Source organism: Microbacterium imperiale (assembly GCF_017876655.1).
Classification (GTDB): Bacteria; Actinomycetota; Actinomycetes; order Actinomycetales; family Microbacteriaceae; genus Microbacterium; species Microbacterium imperiale.
The window spans coordinates 358,758-383,322 of the sequence record NZ_JAGIOK010000001.1; the positions used below are offsets into that span (position 1 = coordinate 358,758).

A 24,565-nucleotide genomic window follows, 5' to 3' on the forward strand; every position below is an offset into this window, starting at 1 on the left:
CCGCAGAGGTTCGGGATCAGCCGAACCAGATCTCCAGTTCGCGCGCGGCCGACTCGGGGCTGTCCGAGCCGTGCACGAGGTTCTGCTGCACGGCGAGACCCCAGTCGCGACCGAAGTCGCCGCGGATCGTGCCGGGAGCGGCCGTCGTGGGGTCGGTCGTGCCGGCCAGCGATCGGAAACCCTCGATGACGCGGTTGCCGGCGAGGCGGATCGCCACCGACGGCCCGCTCTGCATGAACTCGAGCAGGGGCTCGTAGAAGGGCTTGCCGGCGTGCTCGGCGTAGTGCTTCTCGAGCCGCTCGCGGTCGGGCTCGACGAGGCGGACGTCGACGAGGGCGTACCCCTTCGCCTCGATGCGGGCCAGGATCGCGCCCGTGAGGCCGCGAGCCACGCCGTCCGGCTTGACGAGGACGAGGGTCTCTTCGATGGGCATGTCAGTCTCCGTTCGATTCGTCGGCTGCGAGGGCGGCGTTGCGCCGGTCGAGGGCAGCCCCCTTGATGGTCGCATACGCGTACATGGCACCGAAAACGAGGGCGACCAGTCCGAGCGCCGGAACGAGGAACACCCCGAGCGCCAGGACGAGCTGCAGCGCCCAGCCGAGGGCGATCCCCCACCGGTGGCGCAGCAACCCGGCGGTGACGATCATCCCCACCGCGAGCACGGATCCCGCGACGACGCCCCACCAGGACGGGACGGATGCCGGCAGCGCCGACAGCCCGTACACCGTCAGTCCCCCGAGGAACACGACGATCGACTCGAACCCCAGCACCACCGAGCCGAGCGATTCGGCCGCTCCCCGGCGACGGCGCGGGCGGGGCTCACTCACTCCTGCCACCCGGACTTCCAGTCCTCCGCCGACGCGAGCGCGATCGCCTCTCCCGCCAGGACGACCGATCCCGCGATGACGACGGCGCGGCGCTCGCCCGACGCCGCCCATTCGCGGGCGGCCTCGGCCGCCTCGACGAGGTCGCGGTGCTCGGTGACGGCGAGTCCGCGCTCCTCCGCGAGATCGGCGACCAACGTCGGCTCGGACGCCCGCTCCGAGTCGGGCGCCGTGGCGAACACGTGGGCGGCGACCGGAGCCAGCTCATCCACGATGCCCGCGGCATCCTTGTCGCCGAGGACGCCGAGGACGACGCCCCACTCGTCGAAGTCGAACGATTCGCGCAGCGCACTCGCGAGCGCACGGGCGCCGTGCGGGTTGTGCGCGCTGTCGACGAGGACGGTGGGCGCGACGCCGAGCAGCTGCAGACGACCGGGCGACGTCACGGCGCCGAGGCCGTCGGCGACGACCTCCGCGTGCAGCGGCTGATCCTCGGAGCCGATGAGCGCCTCGACCGCGGCCACCGCCAGCGCCGCGTTGTCGGCCTGGTGCGAGCCGTACAGCGGCAGGTAGAGCTCGGGGTACTCGCCGGCACGGCCGCGGACACTCACCTGCTGTCCGCCCACGGCGAGGCTGTGAGCCGTCAGGGCGAAGTCGTCGCCGGCGAATCCGAGCGTGGCCGACACCTCCGCCGCCCGCGCGCGGATCGCGGCGGCGGCCTCCGGCGCCTGAGCCGCCGAGACGACGGCTGCGCCCGGCTTGATGATCCCGGCCTTGACGGCGGCGATCTCACCGACCGTCTCGCCCAAGCGGTCCGCGTGATCGAGGGCGACGGGACCGATGACCGCGACGTCGCCGTCGGCCGTGTTGGTGGAGTCCCACGTGCCGCCCATGCCGACCTCGATCACCGCGACATCGACCGGGGCGTCGGCGAACGCGACGAACGCGAGCACCGTGAGCAGCTCGAAGAAGGTCAGCGGTGCGTCGCCGGCGGCCGTCAACTCGGCGTCGACCAGGTCGACGAACGGCTCGATCTCCTCCCAAGCCTCGGCCACGGCGGCATCCGCGATCGGCTCGCCGTCGACCATGATTCGCTCGGTGAACCGCTCGAGGTGCGGGCTCGTGAAGAGCCCGGTCCGCAGCCCATGGGCACGCACCAGGCTCTCGATCATGCGGCTCGTCGACGTCTTGCCGTTGGTCCCCGTGACATGCACGACGCGATAGGTGCGCTGCGGGTCGTCGAGCAGCTCGAGCACGCGGCGCGTGCGCTCGATGCGCGGCTGCACCCACTGCTCGCCCTGGCGCTCCAGCAGCGCGGCGTAGACCGCGTCCGCGCGGGCCTGATCGGTCATGCGGTTCCCTCCGAGACGCGCGAGACGGCGACGCGGAACGCGCCCCGGTTCGCGAATGTTCCTGCGGCGAAGTCGCCGACGTGTTCGGCTTCGCCCACCTCCGTGCCGTCGACGACGTCGTGCGCGACCGCGAGAGTCTCGCCCGCGACATCCGCCGCGTCGAAGGCCGACCGCAGCGCGGCCGCGTCGTCCGCATCCTCGAGTGCCAGCACGAGCCGGATCCGGTCGCTGACATCGAAGCCCGCCGCCTTGCGCGTGTCCTGCACGGCGCGGACGACGTCCCGCGCGAGGCCCTCCGCCTCGAGCTGAGGCGTCGTCGTCGTGTCGAGCAGAACGAAGCCCCCGCCCGAGAGCAGAGCGATCGCCGTGCCCTCCGCGACGCCGCCCGCTTCGAGCGTCAGGTCGTACTCGCCCGGCTCGAGAGCCACACCGTCGACGACGACGACGCCGTCCCGTTCCTCCCAGAGCCCGGAGCGCGCCCCGGCGATGACGTGCTGCACCTGCTTGCCCAGGCGGGGACCGGCCGCGCGCGCGTTGATCGACAGGCGCTGGCTGATGCCGTACGAGGCCGCGAGGTCGTCCGCCAGCTCGGCGAGGGCGATCTGCTTGACGTTGAGCTCGTCGCGCAGGATGTCCTCGAACTGGGCGAGCGAGGCCGCGTCCGAGACGGCGACCGTGAGCTGCGGCAGCGGCAGCCGCACCCGCTTGCCCTCCTTCTTGCGCAGGGCGTTCGCCACCGACGACACCTCGCGCACGGCGTCCATGGCCGCACGGATGTCGGCGCCGGGGGCGAAGGCGTCGGCGTCGGGCCAGAACTCGAGGTGGACGCTGCGCCCGCCGGTCAGACCCTGCCACACCCGCTCGCTGACCAGCGGCAGCAGCGGCGCCGCGACGCGGGTCAGTGTCTCGAGCACCGTGTACAGCGTGTCGAACGCTTCCGTCGAAGACGCGTCGCCCGGACGCGCCCCCTCCCAGAAGCGGTCGCGCGAGCGGCGGATGTACCAGTTGGTCAGCGCCTCGGCGAAGTCGCGCAGCTTGGCCGCCGCCATCGTCGAGTCCAGCGCCTCGAGGTCGCGGGCGACATCGCGCACGAGGTCGCCGGTCAGCGCGAGGATGTAGCGGTCGAGCACGTTGGTGGAATCGGTGCGCCAGGTCGCCTCGTAGCCCCCGCCGTTCGGGCCGCCGGCGGCGTTGGCGTAGGTCGCGAAGAAGTACCACGTGTTCCACAGCGGCAGCAGGAACTCGCGCACCCCGGCGCGGATCCCCTCCTCGGTGACGACGAGGTTGCCGCCCCGCAGCACCGACGAGCCCATGAGGAACCAGCGCATCGCGTCGGAGCCGTCGCGATCGAACACCTCCGAGACGTCGGGGTAGTTCCGCAGCGACTTCGACATCTTCTGGCCGTCGCTGCCGAGGACGATCCCGTGACAGGCGACGCCGGAGAAAGCCGGACGGTCGAAGAGCGCACCCGAGAGGACGTGCATGACGTAGAACCAGCCGCGCGTCTGACCGATGTACTCGACGATGAAGTCCGCCGGGGCGTGCTCGTCGAACCACTGCCGGTTCTCGAACGGGTAGTGCACCTGCGCGTAGGGCATCGAGCCCGAGTCGAACCAGACGTCGAACACGTCCTCGATGCGGCGCATGGTCGATCGGCCGGTCGGGTCGTCGGGGTTCGGGCGCGTCAACTCGTCGATGAACGGCCGGTGCAGGTCGACTTCGCCCTGTTCATTGCGGGGCAGCCGACCGAAGTCGCGCTCGATGTCGGCGAGCGAGCCGTAGACGTCGACGCGCGGGTACTCGGGGTCGTCGCTCTTCCAGACGGGGATCGGAGAACCCCAGAAGCGGTTGCGGCTGATCGACCAGTCGCGGGCCCCTTCGAGCCATTTGCCGAACTGACCGTGCTTGACGTTCTCGGGCGCCCACGTGATCTGCTCGTTCAGCTCGAGCAGCCGGTCCTTGATGGCCGTCACCCGGACGAACCAGCTCGACACGGCCTTGTAGATCAGAGGATTGCGGCACCGCCAGCAGTGCGGGTAGGAGTGCTCGTAGCTCGCCTCGCGCAGCAGGCGCCCCTCGCCCTTGAGCAGCCGGATGAGCGGCCGATTGGCGTCCATCCAGAGCTCGCCCGCGACATCGGTGACCTGGGGCAGGAAGCGCCCACCGTCGTCGAGGCTCATGATGAGAGGGATGCCGGCGGCCGCGGTGACACGCTGGTCGTCCTCACCGTAGGCGGGCGCCTGATGGACGATGCCGGTGCCGTCGGTGGTCGTGACGTAGTCGTCGACGAGGACGCGCCAGGCCGACCCGGTGCCCCACGTGTCGGCATCCGCGTAGTAGTCGAACAGCCGGTGGTACTGGACATCCGCCAGGTCGGCGCCCCGCACCGTCCGCTCGACCGCCGCCCGGGCCTGCTCGGCGTCGGGGTAGCCGAGGTCCTTGGCGTACCCCGCGAGGAGGTCGGCGGCCAGGAGGTAGCGGTGGGCGTCCGCCTCGACGCGGTCGACGTGCACGTCCGCGGCTCCGGCCGGGCCGCCGGGCACCACGACGTAGTCGATGTCGGGGCCCACGGCGAGCGCGAGGTTGGTCGGCAGCGTCCAGGGCGTCGTGGTCCAGGCGAGCGCCCGCACGCCGGTCAGGCCGAGCGATTCGGCCTTCTGACCGACGAAGGGGAAGGTGACCGTGACCGAGGGGTCCTGGCGCATCTTGTAGACGTCGTCGTCCATGCGCAGCTCGTGGTTGGACAGGGGCGTCTCATCGCGCCAGCAGTACGGGAGCACCCGGTGTCCCTCATAGGCGAGGTCCTTGTCCCAGAGTTCCTTGAACGCCCAGAGGACCGACTCCATGAAGCCGGTGTCGAGCGTCTTGTAGCCGCGTTCGAAGTCCACCCAGCGCGCCTGGCGGGTGACGTAGTCCTCCCACTCGCGCGTGTACTCGAGCACCGACGACCGCGCCTTGTCGTTGAAGGCCGCGATGCCCATCTGCTCGATCTCGCTCTTCTCGGTGATCCCGAGCTGCTTCATCGCCTCGAGCTCGGCCGGCAGACCGTGCGTGTCCCACCCGAACACGCGATCGACCTTCTTGCCGCGCATGGTCTGGAACCGCGGGAAGACGTCCTTCGCGTACCCGGTGAGCAGGTGCCCGTAGTGCGGCAGACCGTTCGCGAAGGGAGGACCGTCGTAGAACACCCACTCCGGTGCGCCCTCGCGGCGCTCGATCGAGGCCCGGAAGGTGTCGTCGCGCTCCCAGAAGGCGAGCACGTCGCGCTCGACGTCGGGGAACCGAGGGCTGGGGACGACGCTGTCGGCGGCGGGGCCGAAAGCAGAGGACTGGGGGTACGTCATGGCTTCTCTCGCAGGGTCGGACTTCCTGCGAGGACGATCGTGCGACCGCGGTACCACCCCGCTTGCCCCGGAGGGCCACTCTCCCAGCGGCTGTGACGGGCCTGCCCCGCTCGGTTCTACTGAGCGGATGTCCGCCGTTCTTCCGAGAGCTCCCCGGTGATGGCCGGATCGGTGCTGATCGCCCCATCATACCGGCGTCCTACGCTGAAAGCATGGCCCGCCCGCGCTCTCATCCCGCTCCGCCCCGCATCACGGCCCCCGACCTCCCCCGCCACCTCGTTTCCGGCCGCCTCGCACGCCACGCCGACCTCACGGGCGCCGCGATCGGCATCGAGGCCGGGAGCGCCGACGGCGCGCATGCCCGTCTGAGCGAGAGCTCGCTCAGCGCGGCATCCGTCGATCGGATCGAACTGACCGGCGGCATCCTGAGCGATGTGCACATCGGCGATGTCTCGGCTGCCGAGCTCGTCGCGCGCGATGGCGCTTGGCGCACCGTGACCCTCGTCGGCGGACGTCTCGGGACGCTCGATGCCGGACGTGCCCGGTGGGACGGCGTCGAGGTGCGCGGCGTCCGCATCGACTACCTGTCAGCGCCGGCGGCGATCCTGCGCGACGTGCGGTTCGTCGACTGCCGCATCGGGACTCTCGATGCCCCCGGCTCGACGCTCGAGCGCGTGCAGTTCGCCGGCACGACGGTCGACGAGTTCGACACCCGCGAGCTGCGCGGCACCGACCTCGACCTGCGCGGTCTCGATGCTCTCGCATTCACCGACGTCCGGGCGCTGCGCAACGCGACCGTGTCGCTCCGGCAGGCCGAGGCGCACGCGGCGGCCCTCGCACAGGCCCTCGGGATCGAGGTGCGCGACGATGCGCGAGACGAACGGATGCCGCGATGATCGCCACGACGTCGCGCCTCGTCCTGCGCCGGATGACCTCGGACGATCTGTCCCCGTTGCGGGCGATCCTCTCGGACCCGATCGTGATGACCGCGTACGAGGGTGCTTTCGACGACGACGAGAGCGCCCAGTGGCTCGAACGCAATCTCCAGCGTTACGAGGACGACGGGTTCGGCCTGTGGGCGGTCGACCTGCCCGGCGCCGGAATGATCGGCCAATGCGGCATCACCCGGCAGCGGATCGACGACGACGAGGTCCTCGAGGTGGGTTACCTGTTCAACCGGGACTACTGGCACCGCGGCTACGCCACCGAGGCGGCGACCGCGGCGCGCGACTGGGCGTTCCGCGAACTCGACGCCGACACCATCTGGGCCAAGGTGCGCGACACGAACCTGGCCTCGATGAACGTCGCCATCCGGCTGGGGATGAGCGTGCGACGCCGCTTCATCGTGCGCTACCGCGGCGTCGACATGCCCCACCTCGGCTTCGCCGTCGACCGCTGAACGGGAGCGTCGCGACGATCAGTCCGACGCCCACCCCTCCGAGCGCACGCTGACCGTCGGAGCGTCGTGCAGCAGGCGCGACACCGGGCACCGGGCGTGTGCGGCAGCCGCCAGGTCGGCGGCTTCGGCCTCGCTCAGCCCCTCGCCCGAAACGAATGCGGTCGCGACGAACTCGAAGCCGCCGCGACCCTCCGCATCGCGCATCTCCACCTCGACGCGGACAGCCGTCCGGTGCGCGCCCCGCACCACTGCCTGCGCCGTGGCGTTGAGGCACGTCGCCCAGGCGAGGGCGAGCAGCTGCTCGGGGTTGCTCGCCTCCGGGTCGTGACCCGGCTGGAGCGGGTTCGACACTGCGACGCTCAGACCACCGGGCACGCGGCTCACGCCGGTGCCTCCATCGTCGTTGAACGCGGACATGCGGTACCGGACAGTCATACCGCGACTATAGTTGAACGTCGTCCAACTATCCGGAGGATGCCGCCGTGCCCACCCTCGACCACCCGGTCGCTCTCAGCGGCGTCGACGTCACCTATCCCGGCGGCACGCGCGCCCTCGCGGGCGTCGACCTCACCGTGTCGGAGGGCGAGATCTTCGGCGTCATCGGCGAGAGCGGCGCGGGCAAGAGCACGCTGCTCGGGCTCCTCACGGGAGAGCTGACCGCGACGAGCGGCACTGTCCGGGTGCTGGGCCAGGACCCCGCTCGGCTGTCGCCCGGCGACCTGCGAACGCTTCGGCGGAGCCTCGGCGTCGTCTTCCAGGGCGTTCACCTGCTGTCCAACCGCACCGTGCGGCAGAACGTCGCCCTGCCCCTCGCCCTCGAGCAGGGGCGGCCGAGCCGTGACGAGCGCGCGGATCACCGTGAGCGCGTCGCCCAGGCGTTGCGATTCGTCGGCCTGGACACGCGCGCCGATGCCTACCCGGCTCAGCTCAGCGGGGGCCAGCGCCAGCGCGTGGGCATCGCTCGCGCCCTCGTCTCGCGCCCGCGACTGCTCCTGTGCGACGAGCCGACCTCGTCGCTCGACGCCACGACCACCGACGGAGTCCTGGCGCTGCTGCGCGAGGCACGCGAGCGCTTCGGCACGACGATCGTCGTCGTCACGCATGACCTGGGCGTCGTCCGCCGCGTCTGCGACCGCGTGGCACTGTTCGAGTCCGGCGCGCTTCGCGAGGTGCTCCCGGTCACCGGAGCCGTCGAGCGCGAGCAGGGCACGTACCTCGACCGCGCGCGACGGGAGCTCGGGGCGTGAACGCCCTCGCCGACTCGCTCGCCCGGCGCGGCGACGACCTGCTCGAGGCGCTCGCGCAGACCGGGTACATGCTCGTCGTGTCGCTCGCGGCAGCGATCGTCATCGGACTGCCGCTCGGCATGCTCGTCTACCTCACCCGCCGCGGTGGTGTCGCCCAGAACCGGCTGGTGTGGTGGGTGGGCAATCTCTTCATCAACATCGTCCGCTCCTTCCCGTTCCTCCTGCTGGTCGTCTTCCTCGTGCCCGTCACACGGCTCGTGTACGGCACCACCTTCGGCACGCCGGCTGCGACCTTCTCGCTGTGCTTCGTCGCCGTGGCGATCTACGCCCGGCTCGTCGAGCAGATCCTGCGGGAGATCCCGCCCGGCATCCCCCGTGTCGCCGTCACGATCGGTGCCACGCTGCGGCAGACGGTGCTGCGCTTCCTGCTACCCGAGGCGTTCCCCGGCCTCGTCTACGCGCTGACGTCGGCGACGATCAGCCTGCTGTCGTACTCGACGGTGCTCGGCGTCGTCGGCGGCGGGGGCATCGGCGACTTCGCCCTCCGCTACGGCTATCAGGAATACGACTACCCGCTGATGTACTTCACGATCGGCGTCATCCTGGTCGTCGTTCTCGTCATCCAGTCCGCCGGGCACCGCCTCTCGCTGCGCCTCGACCACCGGTGACTTCCCGTCGCGCCCACCCTCTTCCCCCCCGTCCCCATCCCACGAGGAGAACATCATGCCCATTCGCTCGCTCCGCTCACGCCTGACCCTGGCCGCCGTCGCGACCGTCGCCGCCGCCGGCCTGCTCGCCGGATGCGCGTCGTCGGCCGGTGAGGGCGACGCCGGTTCCGCCCCCGTCACCCTGCGCGTCGGCGCGGTCACGGCTCCCGCGACCGACATCGTCGAGGCGGCCGGCGACGCGATCGCCGACGGCTACGAGATCGAACTCGTCGAGGTGTCGGACTACGTCACGATCAACAACATGCTTGCCGCCGGCGACATCGACGCGAACTTCTCGCAGCACGAGCCGTACATGACCGAGTTCAACACCAAGAACGACGCCTCGCTCGAGGCGGTGCAGCCCGTCTACAACTTTGTCATCGCCTTCTACTCCAAGACGCTGGGCGACATCACCGAGCTGCCCGACGGCGCGACCGTCGCCATCCCGAACGATTCGTCCAACACCGCGCGCGCACTGAAGCTGCTGGCCGACGCCGACATCATCACGCTCACGAGCGGCGTCGACCCGTATGCCGCCACGCTCGACGACATCGCCGAGAACCCGAAGAACCTCGAGTTCCTCTCGCTCGAGATCAACCAGCTCAACACGGCCTACGACGAGGCGGACCTCGTGTTCCAGTGGCCCTCGCACATCGCCGCCCTCGGCCTCACGCCGCAGGAGGACGGTCTGCTGACCGAGCTCGACGACCGGTTCGCGCTCCAGCTCGTCGTCCCTTCCGACGACGCCGACTCCGACGCGACCCGCGCCCTGATCGACGCTTTCACGAGCGACGAGGTGCGCGAGATCATCGACGGCAACGCCACCATCGAAGCCGCGTTCTGAGCCTCGGCGGGGCGCGGCTGTCGCGCCCCGCCGAGTAGACTCGGGTGATCCCACACTCAGGCACGCTCACACAGTGCCGCACATATCGCCGAGGAGTCCCGATGTCCGCGCAGATCCCCGACAAGCCCGCTCTCGAAGGCCTCGAGAACAAGTGGGATGCCGCGTGGGCGGAGCAGGGCACCTACCTGTTCGACCGCGCGCGCGCAGCCGAGTCCGGCCGCGCCGGCGTCTTCTCGGTCGACACACCGCCGCCGACGGCATCCGGGTCGCTGCACATCGGGCACGTGTTCTCGTTCACGCACACCGATCTGAAGGTGCGCTTCGAGCGCATGCGCGGCAAGAGCGTGTTCTACCCGATGGGCTGGGATGACAACGGCCTGCCGACGGAGCGGCGCGTGCAGAACTACTACGGCGTGCGATGCGACCCGACACTCCCGTACGACGCGTCGTTCGTCCCGCCGTTCGAGGGCGGCGACAACAAGTCGAGCCGGGCAGCCGATCAGGTGCCGATCAGCCGACGCAACTTCATCGAGCTCTGCGAGAAGCTGACGCTCGAAGACGAGAAGCAGTTCGAGTCGCTCTTCCGTCAGCTCGGGCTGTCGGTCGACTGGACCCAGACCTACCGCACGATCTCGGACGAGACGATCCGCACGAGCCAGCTGGCCTTCCTCCGCAACCTCGAGCGCGGCGAGGCGTATCAGGCGCTCGCGCCCACCCTGTGGGACATCGACTTCCGCTCCGCCATCGCCCAGGCCGAGCTCGAGGACCGCGACCAGCAGGCCTCGTACCACCGCATCGCCTTCCACAAGACCGACGGAACCGGCGACATCCACATCGAGACCACCCGTCCCGAGCTCCTCCCGGCGTGCGTGGCGCTGGTGGCCAACCCCGACGACGAGCGCTACAAGCCCTACTTCGGCCAGACGGTGCGCACGCCGCTGTTCGATGTCGAGGTTCCCGTCCTGGCGCACCCTCTCGCGCAGCAGGACAAGGGCTCGGGCATCGCGATGATCTGCACCTTCGGCGACGTCACCGACATCATCTGGTGGCGCGAGCTCGACCTGCCCAACCGCACCATCCTCGGCGCCGACGGCCGCATCCTCGCCGACGCTCCCGACGTCATCGTCGGCGAGACCGCTCGCGCGGCCTACGCCGAGCTCGCCGGCAAGACGGTCTTCAGCGCGAAGAAGCGCATCGTCGAGCTGCTCGAGGAGTCGGGAGAGCTGCTCGAGGTGTCGAAGCCGTTCACCCACCCGGTGAAGTTCTTCGAGAAGGGCGACCGCCCGCTCGAGATCGTCTCGACCCGACAGTGGTACCTCCGCAACGGTGCGCGTGACGAAGAGCTGCGCGACCGACTCATCGAGCTGGGCCAGGGGATGTCGTGGCACCCCGACTTCATGCGCGTCCGCTACGAGAACTGGACCAACGGCCTCACGGGAGACTGGCTCGTCTCGCGTCAGCGGTTCTTCGGCGTGCCGATCCCGGTCTGGTACGGCCTCGACGAGAACGGCGAGCGGGACTACGGCCGGGTCATCACGCCCGAGCTGTCGCAGCTGCCGGTCGACCCCACCACGCATGTGCCGTCCGGCTACACCGAAGACCAGCGCGGCGTGCCCGGCGGCTTCGACGCCGAGCGCGACATCTTCGACACCTGGGCCACGTCGTCGCTGACGCCGCAGCTCGCCGGCGGATGGCAGCGCGACGACGAGCTGTGGAACCTGGTCGCGCCGTTCGACCTGCGCCCGCAGGGCCAGGACATCATCCGCACGTGGCTGTTCTCGACGATGCTGCGCAGCGCGCTCGAGGACGGACGGGCGCCCTGGTCGGATGCCGCGATCTCGGGCTTCATCGTCGACCCCGACCGCAAGAAGATGTCGAAGTCGAAGGGCAACGTCGTAACGCCCGCCGACATCCTCGCCCAGCACGGCACCGATGCGGTCCGCTACTGGGCGGCATCCAGCCGACTCGGATCCGACGCCGCGTTCGACCCGCAGAACCCCACCCAGGTCAAGATCGGCCGCCGCCTCGCCATCAAGGTGCTGAACGCGGCGAAGTTCGTGCTTTCGTTCCCCGTCCCCGAGGGCGCTCGCGTCACCCACGCCCTCGATGCGGCGATGCTCGCGACACTCGACCGGGTGATCGCCGACGCCACGCGGGCGTACGAGGCCTACGACCATGCGCGCGCGCTGGAGGTCACCGAGGCGTTCTTCTGGACGTTCTGCGACGACTACCTCGAGCTCGTGAAGGAGCGCGCCTACAACCAGGCCGACAGCGGCCAGGCCTCCGCCGCCCTCGCGCTGCGGCTGGCCCTGTCCTCGCTGCTGCGCCTGCTGGCACCCGTGCTCGCGTTCGCGGCCGAAGAGGCGTGGTCGTGGTTCGAAGAGGGCTCCGTGCACGTGGCCGAATGGCCGCAGCCGCGCGGCATCGACGGCGACCCGGCGATCCTCACCGCCGCGAGCGCCGCGCTCATCGGCATCCGCCGCGCGAAGACCGAGGCGAAAGCCTCGCAGAAGACCCCCGTGACGATCCTGACCCTGCGCGCCGACGCCGCGACGGTCGGGCGCCTGCGGCAGGCCGAGGGCGACCTCAAGGCCGTCGGCCGCATCGCCGAGCTGGAACTGCTCGACGGTGAAGGCGATCTCGTCGTCGAGCGCGTCGAGCTCGCTCCCCAGGAGGCATGACATGAGACTCGGTACCCGCTGGACCAGTGGCGGCGCGATCCCCGCGTCGGTGCCGGAGGCCCTGCACGAGCAGATCGGCCAGGTCGACCGCCTCATCGAGGTCGACCCGCGGCCGAAGTGGACGCTCACCTGGCTCGAGGGGCGACCCGTCGCCGAACTCGAGAACGGGGCAGTCGTCTCGCTCGATGCGACGGGCCGGGCCGTCGTCGGACAGATCGACGACGACACCTTCTGAGTCGCGCTTGATCGACCGGGGCCCGCGTCATGCCCCGGTCGAGGCGTACCGGCTCGCCGACAGCAGCAGCCGCGTGCACGCGAGTGTCGCGACCACGCAGACGACGCCGGCGACGACGAACGGCAACCGCAGGTCGGCGGTCGCGACGACGCCTCCGAGGACGGTCGCCACCGGGAACAGTCCCCACGTCAGCGTGCGGATGATCCCGAGAGTGCGCCCGAACAGCGCCGGCGGGATGATCTGCTGTCGCAACGCGCCCCACGGGACGTTCCAGACGGACACGGCGAACGCCATGCCGGCGTAGGCGGCAATCGCCAGCACAACGTGCGGGGCCACGGCGACGCCCAGCATGCATCCCGCAGCGACGAGATTCGCCGACCACATCACGATCCCCCGCCCCCAGCGCTCCACGAGCCGAGCCGCGGTGAGCGAGCCGGCGAGGGCCCCGATCCCGACACCGGCGGTCACGAACCCGATCGCCGCCTCGTGGACGCCGTGCACATCGAGGAAGTACAGCAGCGTCGGGGCCTGGGCGAACGCGAAGGCGCAGCCCACCACGGATGTGAACACCACCAGGGCCCGGAGGAACCGATGCTTCCAGAGGTAGCTCATCGCCTCGCGGGCCGGTAGCGGCGTGGGCGCCGGGGCGACGGCCACCGGCTCGGGCGACACCGCCGCGACCGTCTCACCGACCGGTGCCGCCGCGTCGAGCGATCGGGACGCACGCGCGGCGCCGATCGGCAGCAGGAGCGCGAGCGCGATGGGCACGAGATACCCCACGGCCCCGCTCCACAGGGGCAATGCCAACGAGACCGCGAACAGCAGCCCGGCCGCCGGTTGGGCGAGGAAGCTGTCGATCGTGATCTGCGCGGCCTGGATGCGCCCGTTCGCCCGTTCGAGCTGGTTGCGGCGCACCAAGCCGGGAATGACCGCGTTCGTCGCGTTGTCGAACAGCGTCTCGCCGAATCCGAAGATCAGCGTGCCGATCAGCAGCCAGACGATGTCGAGGCGGCCGGTCGCCGTCAGCACCGCCAACCCGATCGCGGCGAACCCGCGGATGCCGTTGGCGAGCGCCATGACGCGCCGCCGGTCGAATCGGTCGACGACGACACCGGCGGGAACGCCGAACACGAGCCACGGGACGAACGCCGCCGCCGCGAGCAGCGAGATGAGCAAAGGATCACGCGTGAGGGTCGTCGCGATGAGCGGCACAGCCGTGCGACCGAGGCCGTCGGCGAGGTTGCTGAAGGCCGCGGCGGTCCACAGGCGGCTGAAGTCACGGCCCAGCGGGACGGGATGACCGGAGTGGAGCTCGGCGGCGGCCTCCGCCTGCGTCGCGTTGCCCATGTCAGTTGCCCTCGAGCGGCAGCGGGAAGACGTCGGCACGCAGGGACACCGTGCGCGCGTCATCCGGCACGTCTTCGTCCCGAACGCGGTACTCGTCGACGAGCTCGTCGATGACGGCCTGGACGCGCTTCGAGACCTCGGCGAGCTGATCCGCGGTGAGCCGAAGCGACGACGTGGCGATGAGCGAGTGCTGCGCCCAGGCGTCGAGCTCATCGTCGAGACTGGTCCCGACGAACCTCATCAGCTGACTGTGCCGCCGTCCGAGGAACTCGCTCATGACGACCTGCGATGCCGCGCGCCCGGCGGGCGTTCGAGCGGCTTCGGGGTTCGGGAACGACACCCCGCCGACGGGACGCTCCCACCACCGCTCGCGCGCGGTGCCGCGACCCTCGACCTCGCGGATCAGGTCGTGCTTGGCCAGCGCGCGCAGGTGGTAACTCGTCGACCCCGACGACTCCCCCGTCATCTCCGCCAACGAGCTGGCGGTCTGCGGTCCGTACTGACTGAGGATGTCGTAGATCTGCACCCGGATGGGATGAGCGAGCGCTCGCAACGCGCCCGCGTCGAGGGTGCGCACATGCGAGCTGTCCGGGAGCGAGGGCTTGTCGTCGACCATGTCTGCAAAGATATCTTTGCAACGTGCGCTTTGCAAGACTTTCTCTGCATCGGTCTACGCTAGAGCCATGACGGATCCCCACAACCCTCTGCTCGGCGCCTCGACGATGCCCCACGGACTGCCGGACTACCGCGCGATCCGGCCGGAGCATTACCTGCCCGCCTTCCAGGTGGCGTTCGAGGAACAGCGCTCCGAGATCCAGGCGATCGCGACGGACGACGCCGCCCCGACCTTCGCCAACACGATCGAGGCCTGGGAGCGCAGCGGCCGGCTCTTGGCGCACGTGGCGCACACCTTCTTCACCGTCAGTTCCGCCGATGCCACCCCCGAGATCCAGCGCATCGACGAGGAGCTCGCGCCCCTCATGTCGGCCCACAGCGATGGGATCCTGCTCGACGGCCGCCTGTACGACCGCGTCCGCCGCGTGCACGACGACCTCGCCCACTCGGACCTCACCCCGGAGCAGCGGTACCTGGTCGAACGCCGCTTCGTGCAGATGACTCATGCGGGCGCCGCCCTCGACGACGAGGCGAAGGCGCGACTGACGGAGATGAACAGCCGGCTCTCGGTGCTGACCACGACGTTCGAGAAGAACCTGCTGGCAGACACCAACGAGCTCGCGGTGGTCTTCGACGACGTCGCCGACCTCGACGGGCTCGGCGAGGGCGAGGTCTCCGCCGCCGCGCGAGCGGCCGCCGACCGCGGTATGCCCGGCCGCTTCGTCGTCACACTGACGCTCTTCACGGGCCACCCTCTGCTCGCTTCGCTGCGTCGACGCGCGAGTCGTGAGCGGGTGCTCGAGGCGTCGCGGCTGCGCGGCAGCCGCCCCGGCCAGCACGACAACCGCCCGGTCCTGCTCGAGATCGTCCGCCTCCGAGCCGAACGCGCCGCATTGCTCGGTTTCGCGTCGCACGCCGCCTACGTCACATCGGATCAGACGGCCGGCGACCCGCGGGTCGTCGCCGACCTCCTGCGTCGCCTCGCGACGCCCGCCGCCCGCAACGCGCAGCGCGAGAAGTCGGAGCTCGTGCGCATCGCTGCGCAGGAAGCGCCCCTTCCGGAAGGTATCGGCGCGGCGGACTGGGCGTTCTACACCGAGAAGGTGCGGGCGGCGACGTTCGACATCGACACCGCCGCGCTGCGACCCTGGTTCGAGGCCGAACGCGTCCTGCACGACGGCGTCTTCTATGCGGCGACGCGGCTCTACGGCATCACTTTCCGAGAGCGTGCGGACCTGCCCGCATACCACCCCCAGGCGCGAGTGTTCGAGGTGAGCGACGCCGACGGGTCGCACCTCGGCCTGTACATCCTCGACCTCTACACCCGCGACAGCAAGCGGGGCGGAGCGTGGATGAACTCGATCGTGTCGCAGTCCCACCTGCGCGGGACGACCCCGATCGTCGTGAACAACCTCAACGTGCCGCAGCCCGCCCCGGGTACTCCGACGCTGCTGACCCTGGACGAGGTGACGACGCTCTTCCACGAGTTCGGCCACGCGCTGCACGGGCTGTTCGCCACCGTCACGTACCCGAGCTTCGCGGGCACCAACGTGTTCCGCGACTTCGTGGAGTTCCCGAGCCAGGTCAACGAGATGTGGATCTTCCGCCCCGAGATCCTCGCGAACTACGCGCGCCACATCGAGACGGGCGAGCCGTTGCCCGCATCGATCGTCGAGCGTTTGGAGGCCTCGAGCGCCTTCAACCAGGGCTTCGCCACGAGCGAGTACCTCGCTGCCGCGTGGCTCGACCTCGCCTGGCACTCGCTTTCGGTCGATGAGGCGCGCAGCGTGGCGGATGTCGCGGCGTTCGAGGCCGCGGCACTCCGCGACATCGGCCTCGACGACCCGGCCGTACCCACGCGATACTCCTCGACGTACTTCGCGCATGTCTTCTCGGGCGGCTACAGCGCCGGCTACTACTCCTACATCTGGAGCGAGGTGCTGGACGCCGATACGGTCGAGTGGTTCGACGAGAACGGCGGACTCGAGCGGGCGAACGGCGACCGCTTCCGCGAGCGGCTGCTCGGCGTGGGCGGATCGAAGGACCCACTCGAGGCCTATCGCGACTTCCGCGGCCGCGACGCGCGGATCGAGCCGCTGCTCGCGCGGCGCGGCCTCGGCGTCTAGCGCGGTCCTTCCCGCACGACGCCGCCGGTGGGAGCGCTTCGCGCAGATCGCCCGCCGGCGGGCGCGATGTCGTAGACCAGTCGTGCGAACGCGCCCACCTGCTCAGCCGACCGCAGCGAGAGCCGGTCTGACTCGATGCGGCGCGGAAGCACCGGTGCTCCCCCGCCGAGCGTCACGGGCGCGACCGAGACGGCGATCTGATCGAGCGCGTCGGCGTCGAAGAACTGACCGGCCACATCGCCGCCGCCGACGACCCAGACGTCGCGATGACCGGCCGCTTCTCGGATGCGAGGGAGGACGTCCGACACAGGGCCGGCGACGAACCTGATGTCCGCGCCCGCAGGCCGGGGCAGCTCGCGTGACGTGAACACGAAGGTCGGTCGATCGCCGTGGAACTCCCGCCATCGCTCGGGGTGCGCAAGCAGATCCGACTCGGCGAGGAGCCATTCGTACGTTGTGGCCCCCTCGACGAGCACGCCGGCATCAGCGGGGATCAGGCTCGCGTCCGGCTGGTCACCCCCGTCGACCGCGAACAGCCAGGAGAGCGAGCCAGCCCCGTCGGCGATGAAGCCGTCGAGTGAGCTCGCCATGTCGTAGATGATGCGGCGCATACCGGCAGGCTAATCGGCGCCTCCGACCTCACCCCAGCGGCGTCAGGTCGCTTTCGGACGTCAGGCGCTCTTGCGCTTCTGCCGCAGCACGAGCGTCGGCGGCGCACCGTCGTCGACAGCCGCGCGCGTGACGATGACCTTGTCGACATCGTCTGCCGAGGGGATCTCGAACATGATGGGGCCGAGGACATCCTCGAGGATGGCCCGTAGGCCGCGGGCGCCCGTCTTCCGAGCGACCGCGAGGTCGGCGATCGCGCGCAGCGCGTCGTCCTCGAACTCGAGCTCGACGCCGTCCAGCTCGAACATGCGCTGATACTGCTTGACGAAGGCGTTCTTCGGACCGGTCAGGATCTCGATGAGCGCCTTCTGGTCGAGCGGCGCGACCGAGGTCACGACGGGCAGGCGACCGATGAACTCGGGGATGAGACCGAACTTGTGCAGGTCCTCGGGCTCGACCTCGCGGAACAGGTCGAGCTCCTTGTCCTTCTCCTGCAGAGGTGCGCCGAACCCGACGCCGTGCTTGCCGACGCGCGACGAGATGATCTCCTCGAGACCCGCGAAAGCTCCCGCGACGATGAAGAGCACGTTCGTGGTGTCGATCTGGATGAACTCCTGGTGCGGGTGCTTGCGGCCACCCTGCGGCGGCACCGAGGCGACCGTGCCCTCGAGGATCTTCAGCAGCGCCTGCTGGACGCCCTCACCGGAGACGTCGCGCGTGATCGACGGGTTCTCGGCCTTGCGCGCGATCTTGTCGACCTCGTCGATGTAGATGATGCCCGTCTCGGCGCGCTTGACGTCGAAGTCGGCGGCCTGCAGCAGCTTGAGGAGGATGTTCTCGACGTCTTCGCCGACGTAGCCGGCCTCGGTCAGCGCCGTGGCGTCGGCCACCGCGAACGGGACGTTGAGACGCTTCGCCAGCGTCTGCGCGAGGTAGGTCTTGCCGCAGCCGGTCGGGCCGAGGAGCAGGATGTTGCTCTTCGCGAGCTCGACGTCGTCGGCCCGCTGCTCCGCGGGCTGCAGCGTCGCGTGCGCGCGGACGCGCTTGTAGTGGTTGTAGACGGCGACCGACAGGGCGCGCTTGGCGGGATCCTGCCCGACGACGTACTCCTCGAGGAACGAGAAGATCTCGCGCGGCTTGGGCAGATCGAACTCGGCGACCGACTCGTCACCCGATTCGGCCATCCGCTCTTCGATGATCTCGTTGCACAGCTCGACGCACTCGTCGCAGATGTAGACGCCGGGGCCCGCGATCAGCTGCTGCACCTGCTTCTGACTCTTGCCGCAGAACGAGCACTTGAACAGGTCAGCGCTCTCACCGATGCGAGCCATGTACCCTCCTGGATGCCGGATGCCGTCGCCCCCGGGGGGAACGCGGTGTTCCGAGCCTAACCTCTCCCACGGACATCCCCGCGGATTTCCGACGCCTCGCCGTCGATCGTCATGAACGGCGACGGCCCCGGGTCTCCCCGGGGCCGTCGTCGTTCACTTCGCCTGCGTCACGCGGTGATGGCCGCGGGCGTGCGCTTGCGCGAGGTCAGCACCTGGTCCACGATGCCGTACTCCATCGCCTCGTGCGCCGACAGGATCTTGTCGCGGTCGATGTCCTTGTTGACCTGCTCCTGCGTGCGGTTGGTGTGGCGCGCCATGGTCTCTTCGAGCCACGTCCGCATGCGGAGGATCTCGGCCGCCTGGATCTCGATGTCCGACGCCTGACCGTGACCGGCCTCGCCGACGGCGGGCTGGTGGATCAGGATGCGCGCGTTCGGCAGAGCCAGACGCTTGCCGGGCGCACCGGCGGCGAGCAGCACCGAGGCCGCCGACGCGGCCTGGCCGAGCACGACCGTCTGGATCTGCGGCGACACGTACTGCATCGTGTCGTAGATCGCCGTCATCGCGGTGAACGAGCCACCGGGCGAATTGATGTACATGATGATGTCGCGGTCGGGGTCCTGCGACTCGAGCACGAGCAGCTGGGCCATGACATCGTCAGCCGACGCGTCGTCGACCTGGACGCCGAGGAAGATGACGCGGTCCTCGAACAGCTTGTTGTACGGGTCCTGGCGCTTGTAGCCGTAGGCGGTGCGCTCCTCGAACTGCGGCAGGATGTACCGGCTCGAGGGCATCGCTGCGCCGTGGGGAAGGCCGAAGGCGGGTGTGTTCATCGTTCTGTGTCTCCTTCGGGCGATCAGTTCTCGGTGCCGCCGCCGCCGACGACGTCGGTGGCCGATTCGCGGATGTGGTCGACGAAGCCGTACTCCAGCGCCTCCTGGGCGGTGAACCAGCGGTCGCGGTCTCCGTCCGCGTTGATCTGCTCGACCGACTTGCCGGTCTGCGCCGCGGTGATCTCGGCGAGGCGGCGCTTCATGTCGAGGATCAGCTGCGCCTGCGTCTGGATGTCGCTGGCCGTGCCGCCGAAGCCGCCGTGAGGCTGGTGGAGCAGCACGCGGGCGTTGGGCGTGATGTAGCGCTTGCCCTTGGTGCCCGCGGTCAGCAGCAGCTGGCCCATCGACGCGGCCATGCCGATGCCGACCGTGACGATGTCGTTCGGCACGAACTGCATCGTGTCGTAGATCGCCATGCCGGCGGTGATGGAGCCGCCGGGCGAGTTGATGTAGAGGTAGATGTCCTTCTCGGAGTCCTCGGCTGCGAGCAGGAGGATCTTCGCGCAGATCTCGTTCGCGTTCTCGTCGCGCACCTCCGACCCGAGCCAGATGATGCGGTCCTTCAGCAGTCTGTCGAAGACGCTGGTTGCGATGAGGGGGTCAGCCATGTGTGCTCCTGATCCGAAGTTTCGTGACGTGTCGAATCTACCGACGCGGGAGCGGGCCCCCGACCGTGTTCGCCGTGGGCATAGCCGTGTCGCGCCGCAACGACGAGGGGGACGGATGCCGCAGCATCCGTCCCCCTCGTGCCGGTCAACCGGCGGGCGCGATCACTCGGCCGCGGCCTCGTCGGCAGCCTTCTTCTTGGCCGGCGCCTTCTTGGTGGGGGCCTTCTTGGCCGGCGCCTTCTCGTCGGCGTCGGCGTCCGCGGCCTCGGCCTTCTTCTTGGCGGGGGCCTTCTTCGCCGGGGCCTTCTTCTTCGGGGCCTCTTCGGCCTCGATCACGGCGTCGGCGTCGGCAGCGGCGTCGGCGATCTCCTCGGCCTCGGCGACGACGTCCTCGCCGGCGGCCTCTTCGCCCTCGACGGCGATGAAGCCGGTGAGGTCGACGGGCTTGCCGTCGGTGTCGACGACGGAGACCTTGCCGAGCGCGATCGCGAGGGCCTTGTTGCGCGCGACCTCGCCGACCATGACGGGCAGCTGGCCGTTCTCCTGCAGGGCGTTCACGAAGTCCTGGGGCGCCATGCCGTACTGGGCAGAGGCCTGGATGAGGTACTGCGTGAGCTCGTCCTGCGAGACCTGCACTTCGTGCGTCTCGGCGATCTTGTCGAGGATCATCTGCGTGCGGAACTGCTTCTCGCTCGCCTCGGCGACCTCGGCGCGGTGCTCGTCGTCCTCGAGGCGCCCCTCGCCCTCGAGGTGAGCGTGCACCTCGGCCTCGACGAGCGCCGCCGGGACGGGGATGTCCGCCTTCTCGAGCAGCGCGTCGACGAGCTTGTCGCGAGCCGCCGCACCCTGGGTGAAGACGCTCTGCTGCGAGACACGCTCGACCAGGCTCTCGCGGAGCTCGGCGATGGTGTCGAACTCGCTCGCCATCTGAGCGAAGTCGTCGTCGGCCTCGGGCAGCTCGCGCTCCTTGACGGCCTTGACCGTCACGGCCACCTCGGCCTCTTCGCCGGCGTGGTCGCCGCCGACGAGCTTCGAGCGGAAGGTGGTCTCCTCGCCCGCGGTCAGCGAGTCGATCGCCTCGTCGATGCCCTCGAGCAGCTCGCCCGAACCGACCTCGTACGACACGCCCTCGGCGCGGTCGATCTCCTTGCCGTCGATCGTGGCGACGAGGTCGAGCTCGACGAAGTCGCCCTTCGCGGCGGGACGGTCGACGGTCACGAGGGTGCCGAAGCGGCCGCGCAGACGGTCGAGCTCCTCGTCGATCGCTGCGTCGTCGGTGGCGACGGCGTCGACCTCGATGGTGATGTCGTCGTAGGCGGGAAGCTCGAACTCGGGCCGGACGTCGACCTCGACCTCGACCTTGAGGTCGCCGGAGAAGTCCTTGTCGCTCGGCCAGTCGATGACCTCGGCCGACGGGCGGCCGAGGACGCGCAGCTCGTTCGCGGTGACCGCTTCGCGGTAGAAGCCGTCGAGACCCTCGCTGACGGCGTGCTCGATGACCGCACCGCGGCCGACACGCTGGTCGATGATGGGAGCGGGCACCTTGCCCTTGCGGAAGCCGGGGATCTGCACGTCCTGAGCGATGTGCTCGTACGCGTGGGTGATGCTCGGCTTGAGCTCGTCCGGGCTGACCGTGATGTGGAGCTTCACCCGGGTGGGGCTGAGCGTCTCGACGGTGCTGGTGACCATGCCTGTCGTTCTCCTTTATCCGGCCGCGCAGGTGCGCGTCCGTTCGGTGGTCTGGGTTCGTGGGGCCGTAGTCGGGGCGACAGGATTTGAACCTGCGGCCTCCCGCTCCCAAAGCGGGCGCTCTACCAAGCTGAGCTACGCCCCGGGCGCGCCGCGACGTGCGTCGGGAAACGGCCGTGGTCAGTCTAGCCGACGGAGTCCGCTAGACTGATCGGGTTGCCGTTCGCACGGCTCCGGGGATGTAGCTCAATGGTAGAGCCTCAGTCTTCCAAACTGATGGTGCGGGTTCGATTCCCGTCATCCCCTCCACATCGTTACCCCCAGGTCAGACGGCATTTTCGTCGGTGCTCATCGCCACGCTGAGGATGGCCTGAAGCCCCGTCCGTGCCCTCCCCGTGCCCTTATCGCTCTCAACCACCGTCGTGAACGCCGCTCCGGCGAGGGCGTCCATCCGGTCAGCGACGAGCGCGTTGCGCTCCTCCGCGACGTGCTGATAGGTCATGGCGGCGGCGGTGGTGCGGTGACCGGCTCGGGCCATGAGTTCGCGCGTCGTCGCTCCCGCCTGCGCGGCGAGGGTGAGGCCCGCATGCCGCACGTCGTGGACGTGGAACTGCGGATGCCCCGCCGCCCTGCGCGCCTTCGCCCAGGCCTGTTGGATGCCGCTGTGCGTGAGCGGGGACCCATCGGGGCGGGTGAACATGGGCGACTTCGGGAACCCGCTCGTAGCGTCCAGGTGCTCGTGGAGGAGGAGGGCGAGGGTGCGGGGCACGGCGACGGTCCGTTCCTCCCCCGTCTTGGTGGGCGTGACGGTGGGGACGCCGCGCACGATGGCGACCTGGCGTTCGACCTTCAGCACCCCGTCCACGAAGTCGCCCCGCTGGAGCGCGACGAGTTCACCGAGGCGCAGGTGCGCGCCGAACATGGCCCGCATGGGCAGGTGGTAGCGCTCGGGCATCTTCTCCACGATGGCGGAGAGCACGTCGGGGGCCATGTAGGGACGCTCGGGCGCGGACGCGATCCCGGCACCCTTGATCTGGCAGGGGTTCGACGGGATCAGGCCATCGGTCACTGCCGTGGCGAGGATGGAGCGAAGGAGCGCATACGCCTGCCGAACCGCCGTCTCCCCGGTGCCGCCACGCGCCGCGGAGGACGCCTGGAGCCCCTTCCTCGTCTTGGCGTACCAGGAGCGCACGAGCGGCGGGGTGATGGCGTTCAGCGGCGTGGTGGCGAGGGATGCCAGGTGCCGCCGATTCAGGTCCTCGTAGAGCACGCGGGTGCGGGGTGCGAGTCTGCCCCGTGAACCACCGTTCGCGATCCACTCGGCGGCGTAGGGGCCGAACGGTGCCTCTCCGGCGCGGTGGTCCCGGAACGTGCCGCGCATCTTGTCGGCGCGCACCCCGGCGAGCCAGTCGAGCGCCTCACGCTTCGTCGCGAACGTCGTCGGGGCGGTTACGCGCTGGCCGTTGGCCTCCGGGTAGCGGGCCTGGTAGCGGCCCGAGGGCAGTTTGCGGACGGTCCCGAAGGATGCCCGGTTCGTCTTGCGCGCGCTCATCGCGTGCTCCTCTCGGTGGTTGTGGTGCGGCTCGGCCGACCGTCGAACATGCCGCGCTCTGCCGCGCGGTCTAGACGCCGCTGGACGGTGGCACGGCTCATGTGTAGGGCCGCGGCGGTGGCGGCGATGGGGCTCGGGCTCCAGCGGTGCTTGCTGTACTCCTCGACCGCGGCGCGCAGTTCCTCGTCGGTGACCACCTGCCCGCGCTTCGGCGGAACGGGTGCGGGCTGGGGCGCGTTCTCGATGGCCTGAGCGACTCCCTCGAATCGAGCGAGCCCAGTGGGGCCGACCTCGCCCACGGATGCGGGAGGAGGGCCACCGACCGCGCGCCAGTGGATGGCTCGCACGACCTCGGGAACTCGGATCGCCCGGAGCGCGTTCGTGGTGACCTCCAGCGATGCGTCGGCGTCGGCCAGCAGGATGCCCGTGAGGATCACGCGCCCATCTTCGGCGGTGCCGGTGCGCACCCAGAACGACGGGGCCGCGGGCTCGCGCGTGTCTTCGATGAGGAGCCACCCGGCCCCCTGCGTGAGGCCCTCGGGCACGGGCTGGTCGTCTCTCACGTTCCATCGCGCGGTCTGCGTCATGAGCATGAGGCTACATCGTTGGCGCGGGTCTTGCTACACCGATGCACCCGTGTCTCTATCGCTCTGCCCCGGAATCTCAGGTGTCTCACCCACCTGCGCCGAAGTTGAGATAGCAATATGTGCGCATCACTGTCTCATGTGACCTAGCGTGATGGCCATGAGCCTGATCGACACCGTGCGAACTCGAAGCGCACTCCCCACCCCGGCACTCCGCCGCGCCATCCGTGAGGCGGCGGGCGTCTCCCAGGGTCAGATCGCCCGCGAACTCGGCGTGCACCGCATGACCGTCTGCCGCTGGGAGGCAGGCACGTCCACCCCGACCGGCGACCACCTGCACGCCTACGCGGCGATGCTGACCGCCCTCTCGGAAGCCACGCGAGGGGGTGCGCGATGACCACGGCAACCCTCACGCTCGCTGACCTCCGCGACCGCGCGACGTGCACCATCCCCGAGGCATCCGCCGTGCTCGGCCTCTCCGCGTGGGCGGGCTACCAGGCCGCTCAGCGGGGCGAGATTCCGGTGCTCACGCTCGGTCGCCGCAAGGTCGTGCCGGTCCCGGCGCTCCTCCGGATGCTCGACGGCGGGCCGGTAGACGAGCCCATCGCGCTCGCGCGCCCGAAGCGCTGAGCCGTCCG

Annotated in this window: 24 protein-coding genes and 2 tRNA genes; 11 read left to right on the plus strand and 15 right to left on the minus strand. The window is 69.9% G+C overall.

What is annotated here, in order from left to right; all coding sequences use genetic code 11:
* Nucleotides 1-16 precede the first annotated feature (16 nt).
* The 4 genes from ndk to ileS are packed head-to-tail and all read right to left on the minus strand — an operon-like array spanning nt 17 to nt 5,520.
* Nucleotides 17-433 (minus strand): nucleoside-diphosphate kinase, encoded by a 417-nt coding sequence (gene ndk, locus JOF37_RS01640; protein WP_210004510.1) that lies wholly within the window; start codon nt 431-433, stop codon nt 17-19.
* A 1-nt stretch (nt 434) separates the two neighbouring features.
* Entirely contained in the window at nt 435-836 is a 402-nt protein-coding gene (locus tag JOF37_RS01645; RefSeq protein ID WP_271174873.1) for a DUF4233 domain-containing protein, read from the minus strand.
* Nucleotides 824-2,176, minus strand: coding sequence for a bifunctional folylpolyglutamate synthase/dihydrofolate synthase (locus JOF37_RS01650; protein WP_210004513.1), 1,353 nt, complete (start codon nt 2,174-2,176; stop codon nt 824-826). The genes JOF37_RS01645 and JOF37_RS01650 overlap by 13 nt, the downstream gene beginning before the upstream one ends.
* Nucleotides 2,173-5,520 carry an isoleucine--tRNA ligase gene (gene ileS, locus JOF37_RS01655; RefSeq protein WP_210004514.1) on the minus strand — a complete coding sequence of 1,116 codons (3,348 nt, stop codon included), beginning with the start codon at nt 5,518-5,520 and terminating at the stop codon, nt 2,173-2,175. Before ileS ends, JOF37_RS01650 begins: the two co-directional genes overlap by 4 nt.
* 212 nt (nt 5,521-5,732) lie before the next feature.
* Here ileS and JOF37_RS01660 point away from each other — a divergent pair, with 212 nt between their 5' ends.
* Nucleotides 5,733-6,416, plus strand: coding sequence for a hypothetical protein (locus JOF37_RS01660; protein WP_210004515.1), 684 nt, complete (start codon nt 5,733-5,735; stop codon nt 6,414-6,416).
* Nucleotides 6,413-6,919: a GNAT family N-acetyltransferase gene (locus tag JOF37_RS01665; RefSeq protein ID WP_210004516.1), complete on the plus strand. Its 507-nt coding sequence runs from the start codon at nt 6,413-6,415 to the stop codon at nt 6,917-6,919. Before JOF37_RS01660 ends, JOF37_RS01665 begins: the two co-directional genes overlap by 4 nt.
* 18 nt (nt 6,920-6,937) lie before the next feature.
* On the opposite strand, the gene JOF37_RS01670 is transcribed toward JOF37_RS01665, so the two are convergent.
* Nucleotides 6,938-7,354, minus strand: coding sequence for an OsmC family protein (locus tag JOF37_RS01670; RefSeq protein WP_210004517.1), 417 nt, complete (start codon nt 7,352-7,354; stop codon nt 6,938-6,940).
* A gap of 47 nt (nt 7,355-7,401) precedes the next feature.
* Between JOF37_RS01670 and JOF37_RS01675 the strand changes: the two genes are divergently transcribed.
* The 5 genes from JOF37_RS01675 to JOF37_RS01695 all read left to right on the plus strand — a co-directional run bounded on the left by JOF37_RS01675 (nt 7,402) and on the right by JOF37_RS01695 (nt 12,633).
* Nucleotides 7,402-8,166 (plus strand): ATP-binding cassette domain-containing protein, encoded by a 765-nt coding sequence (locus JOF37_RS01675; RefSeq protein ID WP_210004518.1) that lies wholly within the window; start codon nt 7,402-7,404, stop codon nt 8,164-8,166.
* A complete protein-coding gene (locus tag JOF37_RS01680) occupies nt 8,163-8,834 on the plus strand; it encodes a methionine ABC transporter permease (RefSeq protein WP_271174872.1) in 672 nt (223 codons plus the stop codon). Before JOF37_RS01675 ends, JOF37_RS01680 begins: the two co-directional genes overlap by 4 nt.
* Before the next feature lie 55 nt (nt 8,835-8,889).
* The gene (locus JOF37_RS01685; protein WP_210004519.1) at nt 8,890-9,717 is read left to right on the plus strand and encodes a MetQ/NlpA family ABC transporter substrate-binding protein; all 828 of its coding nucleotides are present in this window, start codon (nt 8,890-8,892) and stop codon (nt 9,715-9,717) included.
* Between the two features lie 101 nt (nt 9,718-9,818).
* Complete coding sequence (gene valS, locus JOF37_RS01690) at nt 9,819-12,398, plus strand: valine--tRNA ligase (protein WP_210004521.1); 2,580 nt, start codon at nt 9,819-9,821, stop codon at nt 12,396-12,398.
* A 1-nt stretch (nt 12,399) separates the two neighbouring features.
* Complete coding sequence (locus JOF37_RS01695) at nt 12,400-12,633, plus strand: hypothetical protein (RefSeq protein ID WP_210004522.1); 234 nt, start codon at nt 12,400-12,402, stop codon at nt 12,631-12,633.
* Between the two features lie 27 nt (nt 12,634-12,660).
* On the opposite strand, the gene JOF37_RS01700 is transcribed toward JOF37_RS01695, so the two are convergent.
* Nucleotides 12,661-13,980, minus strand: a complete 1,320-nt coding sequence (locus JOF37_RS01700; protein ID WP_210004524.1) for an MFS transporter — start codon at nt 13,978-13,980, stop codon at nt 12,661-12,663.
* Between the two features lies 1 nt (nt 13,981).
* Nucleotides 13,982-14,596, minus strand: a complete 615-nt coding sequence (locus tag JOF37_RS01705; protein WP_210004526.1) for an ArsR/SmtB family transcription factor — start codon at nt 14,594-14,596, stop codon at nt 13,982-13,984.
* 67 nt (nt 14,597-14,663) lie between these two features.
* On the opposite strand from JOF37_RS01705, the gene JOF37_RS01710 reads away from it, so the two are divergent.
* On the plus strand, nt 14,664-16,721 hold the full coding sequence (locus tag JOF37_RS01710; RefSeq protein ID WP_210004527.1) for a M3 family metallopeptidase: 2,058 nt from the start codon (nt 14,664-14,666) through the stop codon (nt 16,719-16,721).
* Here the strand turns inward: JOF37_RS01710 and JOF37_RS01715 are convergent.
* The 6 genes from JOF37_RS01715 to JOF37_RS01740 all read right to left on the minus strand — a co-directional run bounded on the left by JOF37_RS01715 (nt 16,718) and on the right by JOF37_RS01740 (nt 21,936).
* On the minus strand, nt 16,718-17,332 hold the full coding sequence (locus JOF37_RS01715; RefSeq protein WP_210004528.1) for a dihydrofolate reductase family protein: 615 nt from the start codon (nt 17,330-17,332) through the stop codon (nt 16,718-16,720). The two genes, JOF37_RS01710 and JOF37_RS01715, sit on opposite strands and share 4 nt — an antisense overlap.
* A 60-nt stretch (nt 17,333-17,392) precedes the next feature.
* Complete coding sequence (gene clpX / locus JOF37_RS01720; protein WP_210004529.1) at nt 17,393-18,661, minus strand: ATP-dependent Clp protease ATP-binding subunit ClpX; 1,269 nt, start codon at nt 18,659-18,661, stop codon at nt 17,393-17,395.
* Between the two features lie 167 nt (nt 18,662-18,828).
* Nucleotides 18,829-19,494 carry an ATP-dependent Clp protease proteolytic subunit gene (locus JOF37_RS01725; RefSeq protein WP_210004530.1) on the minus strand — a complete coding sequence of 222 codons (666 nt, stop codon included), beginning with the start codon at nt 19,492-19,494 and terminating at the stop codon, nt 18,829-18,831.
* A 23-nt stretch (nt 19,495-19,517) separates the two neighbouring features.
* Complete coding sequence (locus JOF37_RS01730; RefSeq protein WP_023950833.1) at nt 19,518-20,102, minus strand: ATP-dependent Clp protease proteolytic subunit; 585 nt, start codon at nt 20,100-20,102, stop codon at nt 19,518-19,520.
* A gap of 162 nt (nt 20,103-20,264) precedes the next feature.
* Nucleotides 20,265-21,791: a trigger factor gene (gene tig, locus JOF37_RS01735; protein ID WP_210004534.1), complete on the minus strand. Its 1,527-nt coding sequence runs from the start codon at nt 21,789-21,791 to the stop codon at nt 20,265-20,267.
* A 71-nt stretch (nt 21,792-21,862) separates the two neighbouring features.
* A tRNA-Pro gene (locus JOF37_RS01740) sits at nt 21,863-21,936 on the minus strand.
* A 90-nt stretch (nt 21,937-22,026) separates the two neighbouring features.
* On the opposite strand from JOF37_RS01740, the gene JOF37_RS01745 reads away from it, so the two are divergent.
* Nucleotides 22,027-22,100: transfer RNA gene (locus JOF37_RS01745), tRNA-Gly, on the plus strand.
* Between the two features lie 16 nt (nt 22,101-22,116).
* On the opposite strand, the gene JOF37_RS01750 is transcribed toward JOF37_RS01745, so the two are convergent.
* Together JOF37_RS01750 and JOF37_RS01755 are read right to left on the minus strand one after the other, a co-directional pair.
* Nucleotides 22,117-23,343, minus strand: a complete 1,227-nt coding sequence (locus tag JOF37_RS01750) for a tyrosine-type recombinase/integrase (protein WP_210004536.1) — start codon at nt 23,341-23,343, stop codon at nt 22,117-22,119.
* Nucleotides 23,340-23,930 carry a helix-turn-helix domain-containing protein gene (locus JOF37_RS01755; protein ID WP_210004537.1) on the minus strand — a complete coding sequence of 197 codons (591 nt, stop codon included), beginning with the start codon at nt 23,928-23,930 and terminating at the stop codon, nt 23,340-23,342. Before JOF37_RS01755 ends, JOF37_RS01750 begins: the two co-directional genes overlap by 4 nt.
* Nucleotides 23,931-24,087: 157 nt before the next feature.
* On the opposite strand from JOF37_RS01755, the gene JOF37_RS01760 reads away from it, so the two are divergent.
* Both JOF37_RS01760 and JOF37_RS01765 read left to right on the plus strand, forming a co-directional pair.
* Nucleotides 24,088-24,324, plus strand: a complete 237-nt coding sequence (locus JOF37_RS01760) for a helix-turn-helix transcriptional regulator (RefSeq protein ID WP_210004539.1) — start codon at nt 24,088-24,090, stop codon at nt 24,322-24,324.
* Nucleotides 24,321-24,557, plus strand: coding sequence for a hypothetical protein (locus tag JOF37_RS01765; protein WP_210004542.1), 237 nt, complete (start codon nt 24,321-24,323; stop codon nt 24,555-24,557). Before JOF37_RS01760 ends, JOF37_RS01765 begins: the two co-directional genes overlap by 4 nt.
* Nucleotides 24,558-24,565 lie beyond the last annotated feature (8 nt).